Annotated in this window: 18 protein-coding genes and 1 riboswitch; of the genes, 9 read left to right on the top strand and 9 right to left on the bottom strand. The window is 55.5% G+C overall.

The genetic code is table 11. The features are described from left to right. Positions 1-26 precede the first annotated feature (26 nt). Positions 27-509: an RNA pyrophosphohydrolase gene (locus tag KO486_RS04465; RefSeq protein WP_216036229.1), complete on the top strand. Its 483-nt coding sequence runs from the start codon at positions 27-29 to the stop codon at positions 507-509. 45 nt (positions 510-554) lie between these two features. Further along, complete coding sequence (locus tag KO486_RS04460; RefSeq protein WP_216036034.1) at positions 555-1,031, top strand: hypothetical protein; 477 nt, start codon at positions 555-557, stop codon at positions 1,029-1,031. Here KO486_RS04460 and KO486_RS04455 read toward each other — a convergent pair. From KO486_RS04455 to dapE, 3 genes are all read right to left on the bottom strand, one after another. After that, positions 1,028-2,266, bottom strand: a complete 1,239-nt coding sequence (locus tag KO486_RS04455; RefSeq protein WP_216036033.1) for a lytic murein transglycosylase — start codon at positions 2,264-2,266, stop codon at positions 1,028-1,030. The genes KO486_RS04460 and KO486_RS04455 overlap by 4 nt on opposite strands. A 91-nt stretch (positions 2,267-2,357) precedes the next feature. Continuing rightward, positions 2,358-4,601: a ribonuclease R gene (gene rnr, locus KO486_RS04450; protein WP_216036032.1), complete on the bottom strand. Its 2,244-nt coding sequence runs from the start codon at positions 4,599-4,601 to the stop codon at positions 2,358-2,360. A gap of 97 nt (positions 4,602-4,698) precedes the next feature. Next, a complete protein-coding gene (gene dapE / locus KO486_RS04445) occupies positions 4,699-5,841 on the bottom strand; it encodes a succinyl-diaminopimelate desuccinylase (RefSeq protein ID WP_216036031.1) in 1,143 nt (380 codons plus the stop codon). Positions 5,842-6,137: 296 nt separating this feature from the next. Between dapE and KO486_RS04440 the strand changes: the two genes are divergently transcribed. Next, a complete protein-coding gene (locus KO486_RS04440; RefSeq protein ID WP_216036030.1) occupies positions 6,138-7,727 on the top strand; it encodes a Hint domain-containing protein in 1,590 nt (529 codons plus the stop codon). Between the two features lie 5 nt (positions 7,728-7,732). Then, complete coding sequence (locus KO486_RS04435) at positions 7,733-8,824, top strand: Hint domain-containing protein (protein ID WP_216036029.1); 1,092 nt, start codon at positions 7,733-7,735, stop codon at positions 8,822-8,824. 11 nt (positions 8,825-8,835) lie between these two features. Here the strand turns inward: KO486_RS04435 and KO486_RS04430 are convergent, their stop codons facing one another. Continuing rightward, positions 8,836-9,222: a hypothetical protein gene (locus tag KO486_RS04430; protein ID WP_216036028.1), complete on the bottom strand. Its 387-nt coding sequence runs from the start codon at positions 9,220-9,222 to the stop codon at positions 8,836-8,838. A 100-nt stretch (positions 9,223-9,322) separates the two neighbouring features. On the opposite strand from KO486_RS04430, the gene KO486_RS04425 reads away from it, so the two are divergent. Then, positions 9,323-10,387 (top strand): transporter substrate-binding domain-containing protein, encoded by a 1,065-nt coding sequence (locus tag KO486_RS04425; protein WP_216036027.1) that lies wholly within the window; start codon positions 9,323-9,325, stop codon positions 10,385-10,387. Positions 10,388-10,664: 277 nt separating this feature from the next. Here the strand turns inward: KO486_RS04425 and dapD are convergent, their stop codons facing one another. After that, positions 10,665-11,492 (bottom strand): 2,3,4,5-tetrahydropyridine-2,6-dicarboxylate N-succinyltransferase, encoded by an 828-nt coding sequence (gene dapD / locus KO486_RS04420; protein WP_216036026.1) that lies wholly within the window; start codon positions 11,490-11,492, stop codon positions 10,665-10,667. 63 nt (positions 11,493-11,555) lie between these two features. Beyond that, positions 11,556-12,467, bottom strand: a complete 912-nt coding sequence (locus KO486_RS04415) for a serine/threonine dehydratase (RefSeq protein WP_216036025.1) — start codon at positions 12,465-12,467, stop codon at positions 11,556-11,558. An 83-nt stretch (positions 12,468-12,550) separates the two neighbouring features. Between KO486_RS04415 and KO486_RS04410 the strand changes: the two genes are divergently transcribed. Beyond that, the gene (locus KO486_RS04410; protein ID WP_216036024.1) at positions 12,551-13,393 is read left to right on the top strand and encodes a TIGR00730 family Rossman fold protein; all 843 of its coding nucleotides are present in this window, start codon (positions 12,551-12,553) and stop codon (positions 13,391-13,393) included. Positions 13,394-13,411: 18 nt separating this feature from the next. Here KO486_RS04410 and rlmN read toward each other — a convergent pair whose 3' ends face one another. Both rlmN and KO486_RS04400 read right to left on the bottom strand, forming a co-directional pair. Beyond that, positions 13,412-14,596, bottom strand: coding sequence for a 23S rRNA (adenine(2503)-C(2))-methyltransferase RlmN (rlmN, locus tag KO486_RS04405; protein WP_216036023.1), 1,185 nt, complete (start codon positions 14,594-14,596; stop codon positions 13,412-13,414). Between the two features lie 95 nt (positions 14,597-14,691). Further along, positions 14,692-15,234: a hypothetical protein gene (locus KO486_RS04400; RefSeq protein WP_216036022.1), complete on the bottom strand. Its 543-nt coding sequence runs from the start codon at positions 15,232-15,234 to the stop codon at positions 14,692-14,694. A gap of 187 nt (positions 15,235-15,421) precedes the next feature. On the opposite strand from KO486_RS04400, the gene KO486_RS04395 reads away from it, so the two are divergent. Together KO486_RS04395 and KO486_RS04390 are read left to right on the top strand one after the other, a co-directional pair. Then, positions 15,422-16,414, top strand: a complete 993-nt coding sequence (locus KO486_RS04395; protein WP_216036021.1) for an asparaginase — start codon at positions 15,422-15,424, stop codon at positions 16,412-16,414. 23 nt (positions 16,415-16,437) lie between these two features. Continuing rightward, positions 16,438-16,582, top strand: a riboswitch (FMN riboswitch). Between the two features lie 93 nt (positions 16,583-16,675). After that, positions 16,676-17,113, top strand: a complete 438-nt coding sequence (locus KO486_RS04390; RefSeq protein ID WP_216036020.1) for a 6,7-dimethyl-8-ribityllumazine synthase — start codon at positions 16,676-16,678, stop codon at positions 17,111-17,113. Here the strand turns inward: KO486_RS04390 and serB are convergent. Beyond that, the gene (serB, locus tag KO486_RS04385; RefSeq protein WP_216036019.1) at positions 17,110-17,976 is read right to left on the bottom strand and encodes a phosphoserine phosphatase SerB; all 867 of its coding nucleotides are present in this window, start codon (positions 17,974-17,976) and stop codon (positions 17,110-17,112) included. The two genes, KO486_RS04390 and serB, sit on opposite strands and share 4 nt — an antisense overlap. A 177-nt stretch (positions 17,977-18,153) precedes the next feature. Here serB and KO486_RS04380 point away from each other — a divergent pair, with 177 nt between their 5' ends. After that, complete coding sequence (locus tag KO486_RS04380; RefSeq protein ID WP_216036018.1) at positions 18,154-19,293, top strand: phosphoserine transaminase; 1,140 nt, start codon at positions 18,154-18,156, stop codon at positions 19,291-19,293. Positions 19,294-19,306 lie beyond the last annotated feature (13 nt).

Below are 19,306 nucleotides of genomic sequence, written 5' to 3'. Positions count from 1 at the left end.
AGAGGAACCGTATGATGACCAAAACAATGACCCCAGAAGAGATTGCAGATCTTCCTTATCGGCCCTGTGTTGGGTTGATGGTCGTGAATGAGGACGGAAAGGTCTTCGTAGGTCAACGCATAGATCGCGATCAAGACGCTTGGCAGATGCCGCAGGGCGGTATCGACGAAGGTGAGAGCGTCACCGTCGCAGCCCTACGCGAACTGGAAGAAGAAACAGGCATAACAGCTGATTTAGTGTCTATTACTGCAGAAACTTCCGACTGGCTTCCTTACGATTTACCGCACCACATTGTTCCGAAGATCTGGAAAGGTCGCTACCGTGGGCAGGAGCAAAAATGGGTCTTGATGCGGTTCAATGGCACGGACGAGCAGATCAATATTGTCCAACCGCATCAAGAATTTTCCGAATGGATGTGGATTTCTCCCAAGGAACTGCTCGCCAATATCGTCCCATTTAAGAAGGATGTTTATTCAGCGGTGCTGAAAGCATTCGAGGGCCGTATCTAGAAGCGGTGTTCAATTGCGCCCAAAGGGTGTGAACTGGAGTATGTGATGAAATCTATTTTGACCTTAGCAGCGACAGCGGCTCTTGTTGCCACCCAATCAACTGCCCTATCCTGCATGCCGCCAGATGTGGCGCAGACCTTTCAGTGGGCCTCAGAGGCCGAAGAGTCCTACGCTGTCTTGCTTGGGAAATTCAGTTTCGATGCGCCACCTCAGCAGCCGGTGTCCAATGATGCGCAACCACAAGAAGTCGTCGCCAGTTTCACAGGCCAAGGGTTGGCAGAAAACGGCTTTGCGCCCACGACACCGACAACCGTAACTTTGCGGACGTCCTGTGCAGGGCCTTGGTGCGGCGGCTTTCCAAACCCAGACAGCGAAATGTTGGCTTTTGTTGCGCTCACCGATGATGGTTATCTACTGACAATGGGTCCGTGTGGCGGGTCTACCTTTGGCGTGGACGCCGCCCCCATTGTCGAGGCCTGCATGCGCGGAGAGGTCTGCACAGCAGACCCCGCCCAACACTAACGCAAACGTCGCAACAGCTGCGGTGATGCATACCCATCAGGGACCAATCCGTTGGCCAATTGATAGGCGCGGATGGCATTGATCGTCAGCGGGCCAATCCGCCCGTCAATCGCCTGCGGGTCAAACCCCGCATCGTGCAGACGTTGCTGTAACTCTCGCCTGTCGGGTCCGCTCAGCGCACCGTCAATGCGAGGCCATGCGGACTGGATTGCACCGCCGCCCGCTATTCTGTCGGCCAAATGACCAACGCCGATGACATAGGAATCAGCGGTATTGTAGGTCTCAAGAACTTCGAAGTTTTTGAAAATCATCAGGGCCGCGCCCTCATGGCCACCCGGTAATAGGATCGAAGCACGCCCATGGTTCGGCACGGGTTGGCCGTTCAATGCCACCACACCGTCTGATGCCCAATCGCTCGGCATCCGCTCATTGTCACGTCGTGCGGTCATGTAGTCGAAATTCGCAGGCAGCTGAACTTCGACGCCCCAAGGTTGGCCATGCGTCCAGCCATTGCTGCGCAGATAGTTGGCCGCAGATGCCAAAGCATCCGTCGGATCATCGTTCCAGATGTCACGCCGTCCATCCCCGTTTCCATCAACCGCGAGATCCAGAAAACTCGTCGGCATAAACTGAGTATGGCCCATAGCCCCTGCCCAAGACCCAACCATATTCCGAGGCTCCGTATCGCCGGCCTCAAGGATTTGTAACGCGGCCAAAAGTTGCCCCTCAAAGAACCCACTGCGCCGCGAGTCATGAGCCAGTGTTGCGAGCGCCTCGATCGTGTTCGTGTTCCCGCGGACAGCACCATAGGCAGACTCTAGGCCCCAGATCGCAACGATAACCTCTTTATCGACACCATATGTCGCCTCAATCCGGGTCAAGACGGATTGATGGTCCCGCAAGGCACGCTGCCCATTTCGAATACGCGCAGCCGATACAGCCGTATCCAGATATTCCCACAACGCCTTTGAAAATTCGGACTGATTTCGATCCAGCGTGATGATGGCGTCATCCTGCGTCACACCCTGAAACGCGGCATCAAACGTCGCGCCGGAAATGCCCTGCCTTAGGGCGCGGCGGCGAAAGCCATCAACCCATCGATCAAAGCTCTGGCCGCTGGATTGCACCTGCACCAATGGCGAGGTCTGCGCAGGTGCTTCAGGTGGAATAGGCCCTGCCTTCCCCTGCCCCGACACGCTAACCGCACCCAGTAAAACCAGACCGAACCGAAACATACTGCCACCCACTTCACGTTGCTTTGAGTCACGCTACCAAGTGCAGGCCCATATCGGAACCGTTTGTATGGGGGCGGGCAGTAATCCGCCCCTATTTGCGGGTGCGTTTCACTTTGCGTGCTGTCTTGGCGGCCTTTTTCTTACCCTTGGACATCTTGCGCCGCGGCGAAGGGCCACGCCCCCTGCTTTTGCCCTGCGGCATGGCTTTGCCATCAATCTCAAGTAGGTCAACAATCAGACCGCCCGTTACTGGCGCTGCTTCGACCAGCTTCACCGTAACTCGCGCTCCCAAAGCAATCACAACGCCCGTATCCGCACCCATCAATGTCTGACTGTCCGCGTCATAATGGAAATATTCAGCGCCAAGGTTACGGATCGGGATCATACCGTCAGCGCCCGTTTCGTCCAGCTTCACAAAGACGCCGAATTTGGCGATGCCACTAATACGGCCGGCCATAACCGCGCCGACACGATCGTTCAGGAACGCGGCAAGGTAGCGATCGGTCGTGTCACGTTCGGCCACCATGGACCGGCGCTCAGTGTCGGAAATCGCCTGCGCGGTTTCGGCCAACATTGCTTCGTCCTCGGGCGTCAAACCATCATCGCCCCAACCATGTGACGTGACCAAAGCCCGATGAACAATCAGGTCAGAGTACCGCCGGATCGGCGAGGTAAAGTGCGCATATGATTGCAGCGCCAACCCGAAGTGACCAAAGTTTTCTGGGTTATAATAGGCCTGTGTCATAGACCGCAGTGTGGCGATGTTGATCAACTCAGCATCATCGGTATCAGCTGCTTGATCCAGCAGGCGATTCAGATGCCCCGTCTTCAACACCTGCCCTTTGGCCAGCGTTAGCCCCGCCGCCTCAGCGGTTTCACGTAGGGCATCCATCTTTTCGCGGGTCGGTTCTTCGTGGACACGGAACAATAGCGCCGATTTCTTGGACACCAGTGTTTCGGCGGCAGCAACGTTTGCCAACACCATAAATTCTTCGATCAGCCTGTGCGCATCAATGCGATCGCGAAACGCGACATCAATAACCTTACCCTCATCGTTCAGTACGATCTTTCGTTCCGGCAGGTCGAGCTCAAGCGGCTGACGCTTTTCGCGGGCCCGTTTTAGTGCCTCGTAACACGCATAAAGTGGACGGATCACATCATCGAGCAGCGGCGCGACCTTGTCGTTCACCGTGCCATCCATCGCAGCCTGAACTTCTTCGTAATTCAGGGACGCAGGCGACGTCATCAAGCCACGTACAAAACGTTGCGAGACCTTATTGCCAGCCTCATCGACCTGCATCTCAACCGCGATGCAGGCGCGTTCAACGCCTTCGTGCAGCGAACACAGATCACCCGACAGACGGTCCGGCAGCATCGGAACAACCCGATCAGGGAAATACGTGGAATTGCCACGCTTGCGAGCTTCACGGTCCAGCGCCGATCCGGGGCGCACGTAATGCGCCACATCCGCAATCGCGACCCAAAGCGCAAAACCGCCCTGATCGTTGGGGATCGCACAGCAAGCATCATCATGGTCGCGCGCATCCCATGGATCAATCGTGATCAGTGGCAAATGGCGCAGGTCCTCGCGGCCATCCAACGCGGCTGGTTTTGCGGCATCTGCTTCGGCAACAACCTCGTCGGGAAAATGGTCTGGAATATCGTGTTGGTGAATCGCAATAAGGGACACGGCACGTGGTTGTGTCGGATCGCCAAGGCGCGCCACGATGCGGGCCTTGGGCAAGCCCATGCGCCCCTTTGGTCCGGCCTGTTCCGCCTCGACCAACTCACCGTCTTTGGCGCCGTCTGTGGCCCCTGCGGCGACAGTCCATTCTTTCTGGCTACCCTTGTCGACCGGCAAAATACGCCCGCCTTCTGATCCTGTTTTGAAGATGCCCAAGATGCGCAATGGGTTCGTGCCAATCTGGCGGATCAAACGCGCGGTATAGGCGTGATCTTCGCCCTTAACCTCAGTCAAACGCCCAAGAACGCGATCTCCGGCGCCCAGCGCGGGTTCGCCGTCTTTCATCACCATCAAAATGCGCGGCGGATCGCCTTCACCTGCCCATTCAAGCGGCTTGGCGAACAAATCCCCATCGCCGTCTGGCCCCGTGACCTGCAACACAGACACGGGCGGCAAGGCATTCGCGTCACGATACGACGACTTGCGCTTGGCAAGTTTGCCTTCGTCTTCGAGTTCACGCAGCAGGCGTTTGAGATCAATGCGTGCAGCACCTTTGATGCCGAACGCTTTGGCGATGTCACGCTTTGCGGCTTTGGTGGGGTGTTCGGCGATCCAATCGAGGATCTCTTGTTTTGATGGGATACGGGTCATGCGACCTGCCTAACATGGCGAGAAGCGCACAGCACGTCGATATTCACCCACATGTTAATCTGTTGTTAATAAACGAAAACCTTACCTGCGGATAAGGTCAGTCGAAATAATCCTTCAGGATGCGCGTGTAGATCGACTTCAGTTGGGTGATCTGTTCAACCGGAACGCACTCGTCAACTTGGTGCATGGTCTTACCCACAAGCCCAAATTCGACGACAGGACAGTGGTCTTTCACAAAGCGCGCATCAGACGTACCGCCCGTTGTGGACAGCTCTGGGGTGATCCCCGTTTCGGCCTGAACCGCGGTACTCACAAGATCGGACAAAGCCCCCGGAGGGGTTAGAAAGCTTTCGCCGGACACCCGAACAGGCATGTCGATTTGCACACCGAACTCTTCGGCAACGGCGTCGGCTTCGGACTGCATCCACGCAATCACAGAGGCCGATGTATGCAGATCATTGAACCGGACATTGGCGCTTGCTTTGCACGCAGCAGGGATCACGTTTGTGGCCGGGTTGCCTGTGTCGATTGTTACGACCGCCAGTGTCGACGGGTCAAAATGGTCTGACCCTTGGTCCATCTCATGGCTCGCCAAACGATCAATCAAACGCGCCATCGCAGGTAGCGGATTGATGGCACGGTGCGGATAGGCCGCATGCCCTTGTTTTCCGGTTACTGTAAAATGCGCCGTAAGCGATCCACGCCTCCCGACCTTAATCATCTCGCCCATCGCGTCTGGGCAGGTTGGTTCCCCGACGATACAGGCTGTCATCGCTTCGCCGTTGGATTGCATCCAGTCCAGCAGGGCGATTGTACCGTCAGTCGAAGGACCTTCTTCGTCGCCCGTGATCGCGATGATGATTGCGCCGTCTGGCGGGGTGTCTTTAACAAAATCGACCGCCGCCGCCGCAAAGGCCGCCACGCCGGATTTCATGTCTGTCGCGCCCCGACCATAAAGAATGCCGTCTTTAACTTCGGCACCAAAAGGATCAACCGTCCACGCGGCCTCATCACCGACTGGCACGACATCAGTGTGCCCATTAAATCCAAATGATTTGTTAGCGCCCCGTGCGCCCCAACGAGCATATAGGTTTGGCGTGCCCGCGCGGTCCACCCGCCACGTTTCAAAACCCGCGCCTGTCAGCAATACATCCAGCAGTTGCAATGCACCACCCTCAATCGGGGTGACGCTAGGGCAACGAATGAGATCAGCGGTAAGGGCAATAGGGTCAATGGTCATGGAAGCCTCCGGTTTCCTCTGCGTTACCGCTCCTTTGCGGTCATTGCAAATGCTCTAGGTTGTGTCCCTGTCGACACATATTATGCGCAACGTGGAAACAACCCCCTAAAAAACAACCAAATATCAGACCTCTAACATATAGTTGACATAATAAATTAGACCCGAGGCAGGGCAGACATCGAGCGGACCCAAGATGGTCCTACGGTCGCAGCGACGACCACAAGATATAGGTATTTCACAGCTTTTTCGCGCGTGAACTCCGTCTGGCTTGTCTCCTCTCGTAAGGGGCAGATACCGTGGTAGCAGGCGTTGAACTTGATTATGATACCAGTGCATCAGCGATGCAGATGGCAAACACGATCTTCGGTGATGGTGTTACGGTCACAAGTGCGTCTTATTCTGGGTCGAGCTATTCATCCGGAATTTATTCGAACGGGGACGCTGTCGCTGGCAACGTAACGCCAGGGGACACAGGAGTTATCCTGTCCACAGGTCGGGCAACTCGGTTTACAAACAGTAATAGCAGCCAGTCCAACGAAAACTCAAATACGTCGACCAACACGGGCGGTCAGAATAACGAAGCTGGGTTCAACGCTTTGGCGGGGGCCAGCACATACGATGCGTCGTATATGGATATTGATTTCATCCCGACAGATGACGTGATGACCATGCAGTTTGTGTTCAGCTCGGACGAGTATCCTGAGTACACCAACTCGATTTATAATGATGCGGTTGGGGTCTGGATCAATGGTAACCTCGTGCCTTTGGCGATCACAGACAATGGCACAACGATCAACTCAATCAACCAAACCAACAACATCAACCTTTATAACGACAACACTTCTGACCAGTTCAACACCGAGATGGACGGGTTTACGCTGACGATGACCCTGACCATTCCAGTCAACGCGGGCGTCGTGAATTCGATCCGGATCGGCATCGCGGACGTCGCCGACAGCAGTTATGACTCCAACCTGTTGATTGCCGCCGATTCCATTCAGACAGAGCTGATCGCTGAACAAGACTTTGTGACGATGCAGGACAGCGTCACAAAGACCGTCGATATTCTAGACAACGATATCAACAACACGACGGGCACGCTGACGATCACCCATATCAATGGCGTGGCGGTCACATCAGGGCAAACTGTTACTTTGGCCACAGGCCAGACTGTGAAGTTGAATGCCGACGGCACAGTCGACATTACGACAGATAGTGATTTTGAGACGTCTAGCTTTACCTACGAAGTCGAGAGCACGGATACTTCTGGAAATGTTCTTGAGACTGACGTCGGATTTGTCACCGTCGAGACGATCCCCTGTTTCGTTGCTGGGTCGATGATTGATACTGACCAAGGGCCACGTGCCGTTGAAACGCTGTCTGCTGGTGACATGGTCATAACCCGCGATGACGGGCCACAGCCAGTGCGCTGGATTGGGCGTCGTTCTGTACCCGCAACGGGAAAGATGGCGCCTATCCAAATTCAGAAAAATGCATTGGGCGATCACGGTGAGCTGATGGTGTCCCCCCTGCACCGCGTTCTGGTCAAAGATGTGATTGCCGAACTTATGTTCGGTGAGGCTGAAGTGTTGATTGCGGCCAAAGATCTGGTCAACGATCGGTCCATACGCCCCGTTGAAGGCGGCGAGGTTGAGTACGTTCATATGATGTTTGATCGCCATCAAGTTGTGTATTCCGAAGGACTGGCCACCGAGAGCTTTCTGCCCGGACCACAAACAACGAAATCTTTTGAGGCGGAGATCGTTGAGGAGATTTCAACGATCTTCCCAGAACTCGACCTTACAACCGGCGAAGGCTACGGCCCTGCCGCACGGCCGATGTTGAAACGGTATGAAGCCGAAGCACTTTTGCGGCGGGTTGCCTAGACACCATGACACTCAACTGGATCGGCACACGAACGCAGGAAGGTGGGGATTTTAATCCCGCTGGATTGGGGTGCGCGCGTTCCGGTAATGGGTCCTTGTCCGAACTTCTGACCCGCGGCAGTTTGCTTATGGAGGTGACGGTTCGACCGTCGCCCCATCCGGTAAACTTGTTGCGTTTTGCTGCACTTGATCCTTGGCCATCGGGAATTACGGTTTGCCTTGAGCCCGATGGAACCTTGCGATTGATGATGCGCCAAGGCGGCAAACATTTGGCGACGTCTCTGAAAACCAAACTTGGCGCGAAAGTTCAGACAGCGCACATTACTTACACCTGGGATGCGCCAGCGCGTTCAGGCCGGTTTAGTGTCTATATTCCGGATCATGGGATCCTTTGGCAGACGTCTGTTATGTCGCCCTTCCCGATCTCAACGCGGGATACACAACGGATTGTGATGGCACCAGAAAGTTGCGCCATGGACAAGGACGTCACCTTTGCGGCTGTCGCGAATGCACCCTGTCCACATGGACCTATGCCCGGCCTAAGCGGTTCCGCAGCCGTGGACACAACAAGCGGACCGAAAGCGCTGCGCGATATCGTTGCGGGCGATTGCGTGACCGTCGATGGAACTGAAGCCGTTCGGGTTTTGTGGGCTGGTCACGCCAGCCTTCCGGCCTTGGGTCGTTTTGCACCGATGACATTACGCAGACCCTATATGGGCCTATGGGAAGATTTGATCGCGGCGCGGGATCAACGTGCCTGTTTGGCCGGTTCGGAAGTCGAATACATGTTCGGAGAAGAACGCGTCAGCACTGCCATCCGCCATCTTGAGGTCCGCAATTGCGCGACGCCAACCAAGAACGCCCCAGCCATTGTCACTTATTACCAAGTCTTACTAGAAACCCACGAGATCATCACCGTGAACGGCGCTATGGTCGAAAGCTTTGACGGATCGGCTGTTCTGAGTGCTCCGGATTTCTTGAAGTTCTCGGTGCTCGCGGACATGCCAATCGAGCGGTGTCCAAAAAATATCGGACTCGCAGCACCTGTGTTGCAAGGCTACGAAGCCCTGACACTGACAGGCGTTTCAATCGGCTAATGCTGAAGAGTTCAGTCGTCGCCGACTTCGTCGAAGAACGGGGTCATTTGCGCAACGATAACACTGTTTTCGTCAAGCGCACGCTGCATCAACGCGCGTTCGTCATCGGGAATGTCGTGCCCTTCGGCCAGCCGTTCGTCCAAAGTGCCGTAACCGGAGACGTCCAAAGGTGCCAAATCCGCTTGCTTTAGGATCGCTACAGTTTCGCGGACAGCTTCTGCTTCGTCCACACCAGAGGCGTAGATCATCAACGCGGCGCCGGTGCTGTCTTTGGGCAGCCCGTCGTCATCCTTGCGGCCGACTTCGACCAGCAGCGTAAAGACCTGTTGGCGCGAAGGCTTTTTGACCCTCTTTGGCTTCGAGGTCGGTTTAGATTGTGGTGTTTTCGGTTCCGTCATGCGCGGCGCCTAACCCGTCGAGGTGGTGACGTCAACGTTGCGAAGGATTGACGAACTCTTCTTGCTGCGCAATTAGAGGGCGGGCTACAAGGGACAGCTGATGAAATATGTGTTGCGACTTCTGGCAACCCTCTTCTGGGTCGCCACAGCAAATTCTAGCTTCGCGCAAGAACCACCATTGTCTTTTGCGACCATAGATCGCCCCCCTTTTGCATTTCTAGATAATCGTGAGGCGACGGGCTTTAGCATTGAACTTACCAAAGCAATTGCGGACCAGTTAGGCCGCGAGGTTTCGTTCGAATTCTATGACTCGTTCTCTGGAATGTTAACGTCCGTCCAAGATGGCAACCATGACGCGGCGGTCGCAAATATCTCGATCACAGCGGACCGCGAACTTCTCATGGACTTCTCGCATCCAATTTTTGAAGGTGGGATCGGTGTTCTGTTACGGGAAGATGACACCGGTGGGTCGTTTCTGTCAGCTTTGTTTACAAGGGACATCCTATTTGTGGTCCTCGGAGCACTTGGGCTGTTGTTCGGCAGCGGCGTGGTGATGTGGCTTCTGGAACGGCGTGCGCAACCCTATTTTGACCGCAAGGGTGGGGATGCATTGTTCCATTCTTTCTGGTGGTCATTGAACCTTGTTGTGAACGGCGGCTTTGAGGAACGTGTGCCACAAACACGTCCAGGCCGTGCATTTGCCGTGGTTTTGGTCGTTTCGAGCCTCTTTATCGTTTCGATCTTTGTGGCGACGATCACCTCCACCATGACGATCGACGCTTTGCACGACAACGTCGAGTCCATCAATGACCTCGAAGGGCGGCGTGTCGCGACAATCGAAGGTTCGACCTCTGCGGACTTTCTGAACGCCCGCGACTTGCCATATGTCGGGTACGGATCCCCCGAGGAGATGTTCAAACAATTGGAAAGCGATAATCTAGATGCCATCGTCTTTGATGCACCTATTTTGTCGTACTATTCCAACACACACAGTGAACCCGCTACGCGGTTGTTACCCCGTATTTATCGACGCGAGAACTACGGGATCGCATTGTCGAACTCGGACCCGATCAGTGAGCAGATCAATCGCTCACTCCTTCGGTTGCGCGAAGCGGGAACCTACGACGAATTGGTGACAAAATGGTTTGGCCGTTCTGACGGCTAAACGTCCGTGTTATCATCAGTGAACCGTGATTTAGCCGCCCAAAGAGACGAAAAGATCAGCACCGCTTGAATCGGGATGAACCCGATTGCCAGCAGTGAGACTGCCGTAGCCCAAACAGGGAAATTGAACGTCTCAGCTATTGATTGAAACGGTCGGTACAACACAGCAAACGCAAGAACGAGGCAGGCGGCATCAAACCCCACAGGGGCCCATGCCGCCAACCAACTAGGGCGCTCGGCCCGCGCGATGCGGGCCTTAGCTAGTGCTCGGCTGAGGATCAATCGCGCAGCAGATCGTTGATGCCCGTTTTGGAGCGTGTCTTTTCATCGACGGTTTTCACGATCACGGCGCAATACAGGTTAACGCCGTTCTTGGACGGCATGGAGCCCGCAACCACAACAGAATAGGGCGGCACTTCGCCGTAGAAGACCTCGCCGGTTTCACGGTTCACGATCTTGGTGGATTGGCCGATGAACACGCCCATGCCCAGCACGGACCCCTCGCGGATGATGCAGCCTTCGACGACTTCGGAACGCGCACCGATAAAGCAGTTGTCTTCGATGATTGTTGGGCCAGCTTGCATTGGTTCAAGAACACCACCGATGCCGACACCGCCGGAGAGGTGAACATTTTTGCCGATCTGTGCGCAGGACCCAACTGTTGCCCAGCCATCAACCATGGAACCTTCGTCGACATATGCACCGAGGTTCACGAAGGATGGCATCAGCACCACGCCTGGCGCGACGTAAGCAGAACGGCGAACGATAGAACCCGGCACCGCGCGGAAACCTGCCGCCTTCCATTCGTTGTCGCCCCAGCCTTCCCATTTGGACGGCACTTTGTCCCACCAGCTTCCGTTGCCGTTAGACCCTTCGATCATCGCCATGTCGTTCAGGCGGAACGACAGAAGGACAGCCTTTTTCGCCCACTGGTTCACGTGCCAGTCGCCATTTTCCAGCTTTTCCGCCACGCGCAGCTTACCGCTGTCCAGCGCGTTCATAGTATCGGTGATCGCTTCGCGAACTTCGCCTTGCGTGGACGTTGTGATGGTATCACGTGCGTCCCATGCTGCTTCGATTGCGGTTTCCAGTTGAGCGTTGGACATGATGGTCCCTTTCGGATGCGTTATGTTTGAGGCTCCAATAGCGCGAGGGCCACGGTTGAGCAATTAAATAGGTATCGGCGCCGGGTTTGCGCCACATAACAGCACCGCGACCTTTTCATTTTTTGAAGGTTTGTAGGCGCCGGACAGGACCGCTGCGACACCCGCAGCGCCCGCTGGTTCAACCAACTGACGAAGGTTTTGCCAAATCTGTTTTTGGGCTTGGGCGACTGCGTCATCCGTCACCAGTACAGTAGAAAGGTCATTGGCCTTCGCAATTCCGAAGGGCAAGCTTCCGATCCGCTTTGCGCCCAGCGCATTGGCACAAATACCCGAGACTTCGATGTCCGTCTCTGATCCGTTGGAAAGTGCCGCGTGCATGGAATTGGTTGTCTGCGTTTCGACACCGATGATGTTGCGCCCTTTCAGCCATGTCAGCGCCCCGCTGATCAAACCGCCCCCGCCAATTGCGATGATGACTGTATCTGCGTCGAGCCCCTGTTCTTCCCATTCTTTGAAACAGGTGCCCTGCCCCGCAATCGTCGCTGGTGCGTCATAGGGGTGAATATCCAATGCTCCGGTTTCGTTTTTGTGTGCCGTGGCGGCGGCAGCGGCATCAGAATAGGCGCCTTTGACGATATGAAGGTTTGCACCGGTCTGCCGGATCACATCGATCTTTGCAGGACCCGCAAACTCGGGCACAAAAATATGAGCATCGTGGCCAAGCGCTGTTGCGGCGTGGGCGACAGCTGCACCGTGATTGCCGCCAGAGGCCGCAACAATTCCTGCAGGTGGCACATCGGCAGTCAGGATCGAGTTAAACGCGCCTCTGGCCTTGAAGGACCCTGTCACCTGCGTGTGTTCGAGCTTGAACTGCAGCGGCAGCCCAAAGCTGTCCGAGCGCATGGATGGGGTTTCATGAACGTAACCTTTGATGCGGTCTGCGGCGTTGGAAATGTCAGCGGAGGTGACGGGCATGTGTTTGGCCTTTGGTTGGACAATGTCCGGCCAACCTGCCACTAAATTGCCAACGCGAACAACAAGATTGAGGGAGCAGCCCAATGAAAGACGATCCGCACCGCCGCCATCCGTTGCGCGACAGCAAGCAAGACCGCGCCGAAGCGGTTCAAGTACCAGACACGCCACAAACGCGGTCGCCTGCCTATGCGCTGGCGTTTGCCGACCCTGATTTTCTGTGCCGCGATGAATTGCGCCCTGTCCGCCTGCAATTAGAACTGCTGAAGCCGCAATTGATGCTGGACGAACAAGGGATCGAATCGACCATCGTGATGTTCGGCGGAGCGCGCATCCCTGCACCAGCAAACAAAGACAGTGCACGCACCAAAACGCTGGCCGATTTGTCCAAGTACTACGAAGAAGCGCGCAAGTTCGCCAAGTTGATGACGGAAACGGGCGAAAGCCATGAGAACGTAATCGTTACAGGTGGTGGCCCCGGTGTGATGGAGGCCGGAAACCGTGGCGCTATTGATGCTGGTGGTAAGTCCATCGGGCTCAACATCGTGTTGCCCCACGAACAAGCCCCGAACGAATATGTGACGCCTGAGCTGTGTTTCAATTTCCACTACTTTGCGATCCGCAAGATGCATTTCTTGATGCGCGCCAAGGCGGTCACCGTCTTCCCCGGCGGTTTCGGGACCTTGGATGAAACGTTCGAAGCCCTGACGCTCATTCAGACCGGTCGCATGGAACGGGTTCCGTTCTTGCTGTTCGGCCGTGACTTTTGGGAGACCATTATCAACTGGGATGCTTTGGCAGATGCCGGAACGATCTCAGCGGATGACCTTGAGCTGTTCAAGTTCGTTGAAACCGCTGAAGAAGCCATCGAGGCGTTGGAAAATTGGGAAGGCGCTGGCGAAAAGCGCGGTGTAATCCCCGGTCGTTAAAAGAAACGAGGCGCTGGCTTACAGGCCAGCGTCCGCTTCTATCTCTTTACGCGACTTTCGGGCCCGTTCGGTGGCTGACTTGAGCTGACCACAGGCCGCCATAATGTCTTCGCCACGTGGTTTGCGAACTGGGGACGCATAGCCCGCATTGTAAACGATATCCGCAAACGCCTTGATGCGGTTGTTGGTAGACCGTTCATACGGCGCACCGGGCCATTCGTTGAATGGGATCAGGTTGATCTTGGCAGGGATGCCTTTGATCAGCTCCACCAAACGGCGCGCGTCTTCATCGCTGTCGTTCACATCCTTTAGCATCACATATTCGAACGTAATGCGTTCCGAGTTGCTGACTTTCGGGTAGGCAGCAAGTGCTGCGAGCAGTTCTTGGATGTTCCAACGTTTGTTGATCGGCACGAGTTTGTTGCGCACCTCATCCGTCGTTGCATGGAAGGAGACCGCCAGTTGGCAGCCGATTTCGTCTGCGGTGCGGGCGATTTCAGGTACAACACCAGAGGTCGACAGTGTGATACGGCGACGCGACAAGGCGATGCCTTCACGGTCCATCGCAATTTTCATCGCATCACGAACATTTTCGAAATTATACAGCGGTTCGCCCATGCCCATCAGAACAATGTTGGACAACAGACGGGGGCCTTGGTCAGCAGTACTGATACCAGCCTCTGGCCATTCGCCCAAATCATCGCGAGCCAACATGACCTGACCGATGATTTCACCTGCCGTCAGATTACGAACGAGTTTCTGGGTGCCCGTATGACAGAAGCTACACGTCAGCGTGCAACCCACTTGGGATGAGATGCACAGCGTGCCGCGATCGGTTTCGGGGATATAGACAACCTCAACCTCATGACCGCCCGCGATGCGAACAAGGTATTTACGTGTGCCATCTGAAGACACTTCGCGCGTCACAACCTCGGGCAGTTCGATCTTGAAATGCTCGGCCAAGGTGACGCGAAAGTCTTTGGACAGGTTCGTCATGACATCAAAGTCACGCACGCCCCAATGGTACAGCCAAGCCCAGATTTGGTTCACCCGCATCTTTGCTTGTTTCTCCTTCACGCCAAGGCCAATCAACTCATCGCGAAGCTGATCGCGGGTCAGGCCGACGATGTTCACGGGGCCGCCTTCGGGCAGAACACGTTTAATCGTCATGACGTCTTGGGTGATGGGCGCTTGCGGTTCCATGAGAATCGACTCCAGTGGGGTTTGAGGCCCTATATAAGACGTGAGGCCGGTTTCCAAAGAAAACCGGCCTCACTCAAATTGCATAGCTTAGCGATTTAGCTGGAACAGCGGTTCGCGGCTTCTTCAACGCCAGCCGTAAAGCCAAGCAATGAGAACGTGTCACGTGTAACTGTGCCGCGGCCGGATCGCGCAGAGATCGTCGCCGCAGAACCGCGTTTCATCGCTGCCACAATACGTGCGTCGTCTTCTGGTGTTGCAGGCCACGCCCATTCACCTTCGGTGAAAAGCTCGAACGTGGTGCCGCCAATGTCCAATTCAGCTGTGGATCCGCCAGCAAACGGATAACCGCCTGTGAATGTCACCTGCCCGTTCACACCCGCACCAGGGCGGTAGAACACGAACAACAAAATCTCACCACGGCGCACAGATACAACCTGCCCATCGCGTGAGTTTACTGTTTCTTTCGGGGCGGAAACCGCCCAGCATTCAGTTGGGTTTTCTTCAACGAAGACTGACCAATCAGTGTTTGCGGCCACGCGGTTAGAACTGGCCTCTTGCGCGATTGCGCTGGTGCCAAGTGTTAGCATCGCGACTACGCCAGCGGTCACACTCCGCGCGAAATTAATCTTTGAAATCATAAATACAGCCTCCAAGCTGTCCGTGCCTCAGGTTGCTCTTATCTGCCTAGCACCTCTAGCGGGTACCTTTTCGACTAGAATGAGCGGTTTCAACTCGATAGCTACAGCATTAGCAAGTTTTTGCCCAATTGGGAAAGCCCTTTGTCCCCTATTATTTGTGCGGATTGCCGCCCATTCGGAGAGTTTCATGTCAAATCCAGTCGATCTTGTTGAACTTTGGCGTGGTGGAATGCTTGAATCTGTCCATCAAGGGCATGCGGTTGTGGTCGACCAAAGTGGCGATATCCTGCATGCATGGGGCGACCCAGAGTACATTACCTACCCTCGATCCAGCGCCAAAATGCTACAGGCGCTGCCTTTGGTCGAAAGCGGCGTCGCGGATCGGTTTGGCCTGACGACTGAACAGTTGGCATTGTCTTGCGCGTCACATTCAGGCGCAGCTATTCACACGGACCGTGTTCAGAACTGGTTGAAAGACCTTGAGTTGGACGATGATGCGTTTTGCTGTGGTCCACAGTGGCCCGCCGACAAGCCCGCCAGCAAAGAGCTGATCAAGTCCGACGCAAGTGCTTGTAAGTATCACAACAACTGTTCCGGCAAACACTGCGGCTTCTTGACGATGGTTAAGGCGAATGGCTGGGGGCCGGATTACGTTGCGATGGACCACCCTTTGCAGGTGGGCATCAAACAGGTCGTCGAAGAACTGGTAGAAGAAACATCACCTAATTGGGGTATTGATGGCTGTTCTGCGCCGAACCACGCCAGCACGGTTCACGGTATGGCCCGCGCTATGGCGACATTTGCCAAGGCCGATGACAGCAGCACCCGAGGGTCCGCAATGGTCCGGCTTCGGAATGCGATGATGGCCCACCCTGATTTGGTGTCGAATACGGATCGTGCCTGTTTTCATTTGATGCGCGCCGCCAAAGGCAAGGCGGCGGTCAAGACTGGCGCCGAAGGGTTCTTTATTGCGATTCTGCCTGAAGCAAAGATCGGTGTCGCGTTGAAGATCATGGACGGCACGACCCGCGCCTCTGAATGTGCGATGGCGGCAATCCTGTGCAAGCTGGGTGTGTTGGACCCCAATGACCCGCTGGTAAAACAATACCGCAATCCTGACCTGAAGAATTTCGCCGGTCTGGTAACGGGCGATATGCGCCCCAGCGTCGCACTTGCCTGATCGAGACGAATCCGTCACATAGAAATTGTTCTCAGGGCGGGGTGTAATTCCCCACCGGCGGTTATAGCCCGCGAGCGCAACGGGTTTCCCTTCGGGATTCCCATTGGTCAGCAGATACTGGTGAAATTCCAGAGCCGACGGTCATAGTCCGGATGAGAGAGAGCTTCGGTGCGCGTGTGGTTTCCGCCTGCGCAGCGATTCTTTGCCCCGAGGTGATATGTCACCCACGCAATCGCGTGGTAATCGGGAAAGGAGACCCTAATGACAATCGCCCCACGCTACGCCTTTATAAAGGCACAATGGCACGCTGATATCGTGGATCGTGCTTATGATGGATTTTGCGAACTTATCCCCGCATCCCAAATTGACGTTTTTGATGTGCCCGGCGCGTTTGAGATGCCCTTGGTTGCCAAAGACCTCGCCGAGTCGGGTCGCTATGCGGCGATTGCCTGCGCGGCCTTCGTCGTGGATGGCGGCATTTACCGACATGATTTCGTTGCGGCTGCCGTTGTTGATGGTTTGATGCGCGTCAGCCTTGATACAGGCGTGCCCGTTTTGTCGGTTTCGCTGACACCGCACCACTACCAAGAAACAGATCACCACAACGCAATCTATCGCGACCACTTTGTTGAAAAGGGCCGCGAAGCCGCACAAGCCGCGTTGACTATTGGTAAGACGCGAAACGCGTTGGCCGCTTAAGCGAATTCCGTTTTGGCATAGCCTTGCAGGTAAAGCAGTGCGGTGAGGTCACCATGATTAATCCGCACGTCACACTTTTCTTGCAAGGCGGGCTTGCCGTGCAGCGCGACACCTGTGCCCGCATTTGAAAGCATCAGCAGATCATTCATCCCGTCACCGACGGCAATCACATCGTCTGCGGTAATGCCGAGGCGCGTCGTGATTTCGCCCAGTGCATCAAGTTTGGCCTGCTGTCCAAGGATTGGTCGCACGACCTTCCCAGAAAGAGTCCCACCAGAAATTTCGAGGGTGTTGGCGCGGTTTTCATCAAAGCCAAGTTCAGCAGCGACTTTCGCGGTGAAGGCCGTAAACCCGCCAGACACCAACGCACTGAAACCGCCATTGGCCTTCATCGTTTGCACCAATTCGCGGCCGCCGGGCATGTAACTGATCCGTGTTTTCAACACGTGATCGATGATGCTTTCGTCTAGCCCTTTGAGCAGCCCGACCCGTTCGTCAATCGCGGATTCAAAATCCAACTCTCCGTTCATGGCGCGGGCCGTGATGTCAGCCACATGGGCACCAACGCCAGCCTCGTCAGCCAACTCATCAATGCATTCCTGCTGGATCATGGTGCTGTCCATATCGGCGAGTAGCATCTTCTTACGCCGACCAGTGAACGGTTGGATCACAAGATCAACGGATTGCTCTTGCAGGTCACTCCAGACTTGCGGCCCGTTGTCCGGCGTTTGCTCCATGGCAAATTCTGCCGCTTCATCCGCTGCCAGCCACTGAGCGGATTGCCCGCCCCACGCATTACGCAGCGATTCGACGAGGGCAGGCTGCAAAGCGCCAGCTTTGGCAATCAAGGTGACAACAAACATGGGCGATCTTTCTGTTAGCGTGCAGTTGCGGCCTCAAAAACCCTGCTTAGAGCCAAACCGCAACCCGATCTTTCTAAAAACTTATGTTTGCTGTTGCCCAAGCGCACCCAACCCCTTAGACGCGGCGGTGGGACACCCTTCCCCAACGAAGGGCATTTATCTGTAAGGATACCAGCAATGGCTACTCAACAACCGGCAACGCGGCCGGCTAACCCGCGTTTCTCCTCTGGCCCCTGTGCCAAACCCCCGACATGGTCACTCGACGCTTTGCAGGACGCCCCTTTGGGCCGGTCCCATCGCGCGGCTGTCGGCAAAGACAAATTGAAAGCAGCAATCGAAGGCACTCGTGAAGTGCTCGGCATTCCTGCAGATTACAAGATCGGCATTGTGCCCGCGTCTGACACAGGTGCGATGGAAATGGCGATGTGGTCCCTTTTGGGCGAACGCCCTGTGCAGATGGTTGCATGGGAAAGCTTTGGCGCTGGCTGGGTCAGCGACGTTGTTAAGCAACTTAAAATCGAAGCGTCCGAACATGTGGCCGACTATGGTCATATCGTTGACATGGCGGCTTTGGACTACGACCAAGATGTCGTATTCACTTGGAACGGCACAACATCCGGCGTTCGCGTAGCAAACGGCGATGTGATCCCCGCCAACCGCGCTGGTCTGACCATTTGCGATGCGACGTCCGCTGCTTTTGCACAGGACCTGCCGTGGGACAAACTGGATGTGACGACTTTCTCTTGGCAGAAAGTCATGGGCGGCGAAGCCGCGCACGGGATGATCATCCTGTCCCCACGCGCTGTTGAACGTCTTGAATCCTATACGCCTGCTTGGCCCATGCCGAAGATCTTTCGCATGACCAAAGGCGGTAAGCTGATCGACGGCATCTTTACAGGTGCGACAATAAACACGCCTTCCATGCTTTGTGTTGAAGATTACCTGTTCGCGTTGAACTGGGCGAAATCGCTGGGCGGGCTTGATGCTTTGCGGATGCGCGCTGATGCGAACGCACAGGCGATCTGGAACTTTTGTGCGACGCGCAGCTGGATCGACAACCTTGCCGTTGACGCAGCGACCCGTTCGAACACTTCCGTTTGCCTGAAGTTTACGGATGACCGTATCGAAGATGGCGCAGCATTCGCCAAAGCGATTGCGAAACGGCTTGAGGCCGAAGGTGTTGCATTGGACGTTGGTGCGTACCGCGATGCCCCAGCAGGCCTTCGCATTTGGTGTGGCGCTACTGTTGAGACGTCCGACATCGAAGCGATGTTGCCGTGGCTCGACTGGGCATTTCAGGCCGAAATCGCAGCCTAATCATACATAGTTT

Source organism: Octadecabacter sp. B2R22, assembly GCF_018861045.1.
Classification (GTDB): Bacteria; Pseudomonadota; Alphaproteobacteria; order Rhodobacterales; family Rhodobacteraceae; genus Octadecabacter.
This window is presented reverse-complemented; position numbering and strand designations above follow the sequence as displayed.

What these genes read in the sequence shown, in the direction of transcription:
- KO486_RS04465 (WP_216036229.1), top strand. Translation starts at nt 27, where the DNA reads ATGACCCCAGAAGAGATTGCAGATCTTCCTTATCGGCCCTGTGTTGGG.
- KO486_RS04460 (WP_216036034.1), top strand. Translation starts at nt 555, where the DNA reads ATGAAATCTATTTTGACCTTAGCAGCGACAGCGGCTCTTGTTGCCACC.
- KO486_RS04455 (WP_216036033.1), bottom strand. Translation starts at nt 2,266, where the DNA reads ATGTTTCGGTTCGGTCTGGTTTTACTGGGTGCGGTTAGCGTGTCGGGG.
- rnr (WP_216036032.1), bottom strand. Translation starts at nt 4,601, where the DNA reads ATGACCCGTATCCCATCAAAACAAGAGATCCTCGATTGGATCGCCGAA.
- dapE (WP_216036031.1), bottom strand. Translation starts at nt 5,841, where the DNA reads ATGACCATTGACCCTATTGCCCTTACCGCTGATCTCATTCGTTGCCCT.
- KO486_RS04435 (WP_216036029.1), top strand. Translation starts at nt 7,733, where the DNA reads ATGACACTCAACTGGATCGGCACACGAACGCAGGAAGGTGGGGATTTT.
- KO486_RS04430 (WP_216036028.1), bottom strand. Translation starts at nt 9,222, where the DNA reads ATGACGGAACCGAAAACACCACAATCTAAACCGACCTCGAAGCCAAAG.
- KO486_RS04425 (WP_216036027.1), top strand. Translation starts at nt 9,323, where the DNA reads ATGAAATATGTGTTGCGACTTCTGGCAACCCTCTTCTGGGTCGCCACA.
- dapD (WP_216036026.1), bottom strand. Translation starts at nt 11,492, where the DNA reads ATGTCCAACGCTCAACTGGAAACCGCAATCGAAGCAGCATGGGACGCA.
- KO486_RS04415 (WP_216036025.1), bottom strand. Translation starts at nt 12,467, where the DNA reads ATGCCCGTCACCTCCGCTGACATTTCCAACGCCGCAGACCGCATCAAA.
- KO486_RS04410 (WP_216036024.1), top strand. Translation starts at nt 12,551, where the DNA reads ATGAAAGACGATCCGCACCGCCGCCATCCGTTGCGCGACAGCAAGCAA.
- rlmN (WP_216036023.1), bottom strand. Translation starts at nt 14,596, where the DNA reads ATGGAACCGCAAGCGCCCATCACCCAAGACGTCATGACGATTAAACGT.
- KO486_RS04400 (WP_216036022.1), bottom strand. Translation starts at nt 15,234, where the DNA reads ATGATTTCAAAGATTAATTTCGCGCGGAGTGTGACCGCTGGCGTAGTC.
- KO486_RS04395 (WP_216036021.1), top strand. Translation starts at nt 15,422, where the DNA reads ATGTCAAATCCAGTCGATCTTGTTGAACTTTGGCGTGGTGGAATGCTT.
- KO486_RS04390 (WP_216036020.1), top strand. Translation starts at nt 16,676, where the DNA reads ATGACAATCGCCCCACGCTACGCCTTTATAAAGGCACAATGGCACGCT.
- serB (WP_216036019.1), bottom strand. Translation starts at nt 17,976, where the DNA reads ATGTTTGTTGTCACCTTGATTGCCAAAGCTGGCGCTTTGCAGCCTGCC.
- KO486_RS04380 (WP_216036018.1), top strand. Translation starts at nt 18,154, where the DNA reads ATGGCTACTCAACAACCGGCAACGCGGCCGGCTAACCCGCGTTTCTCC.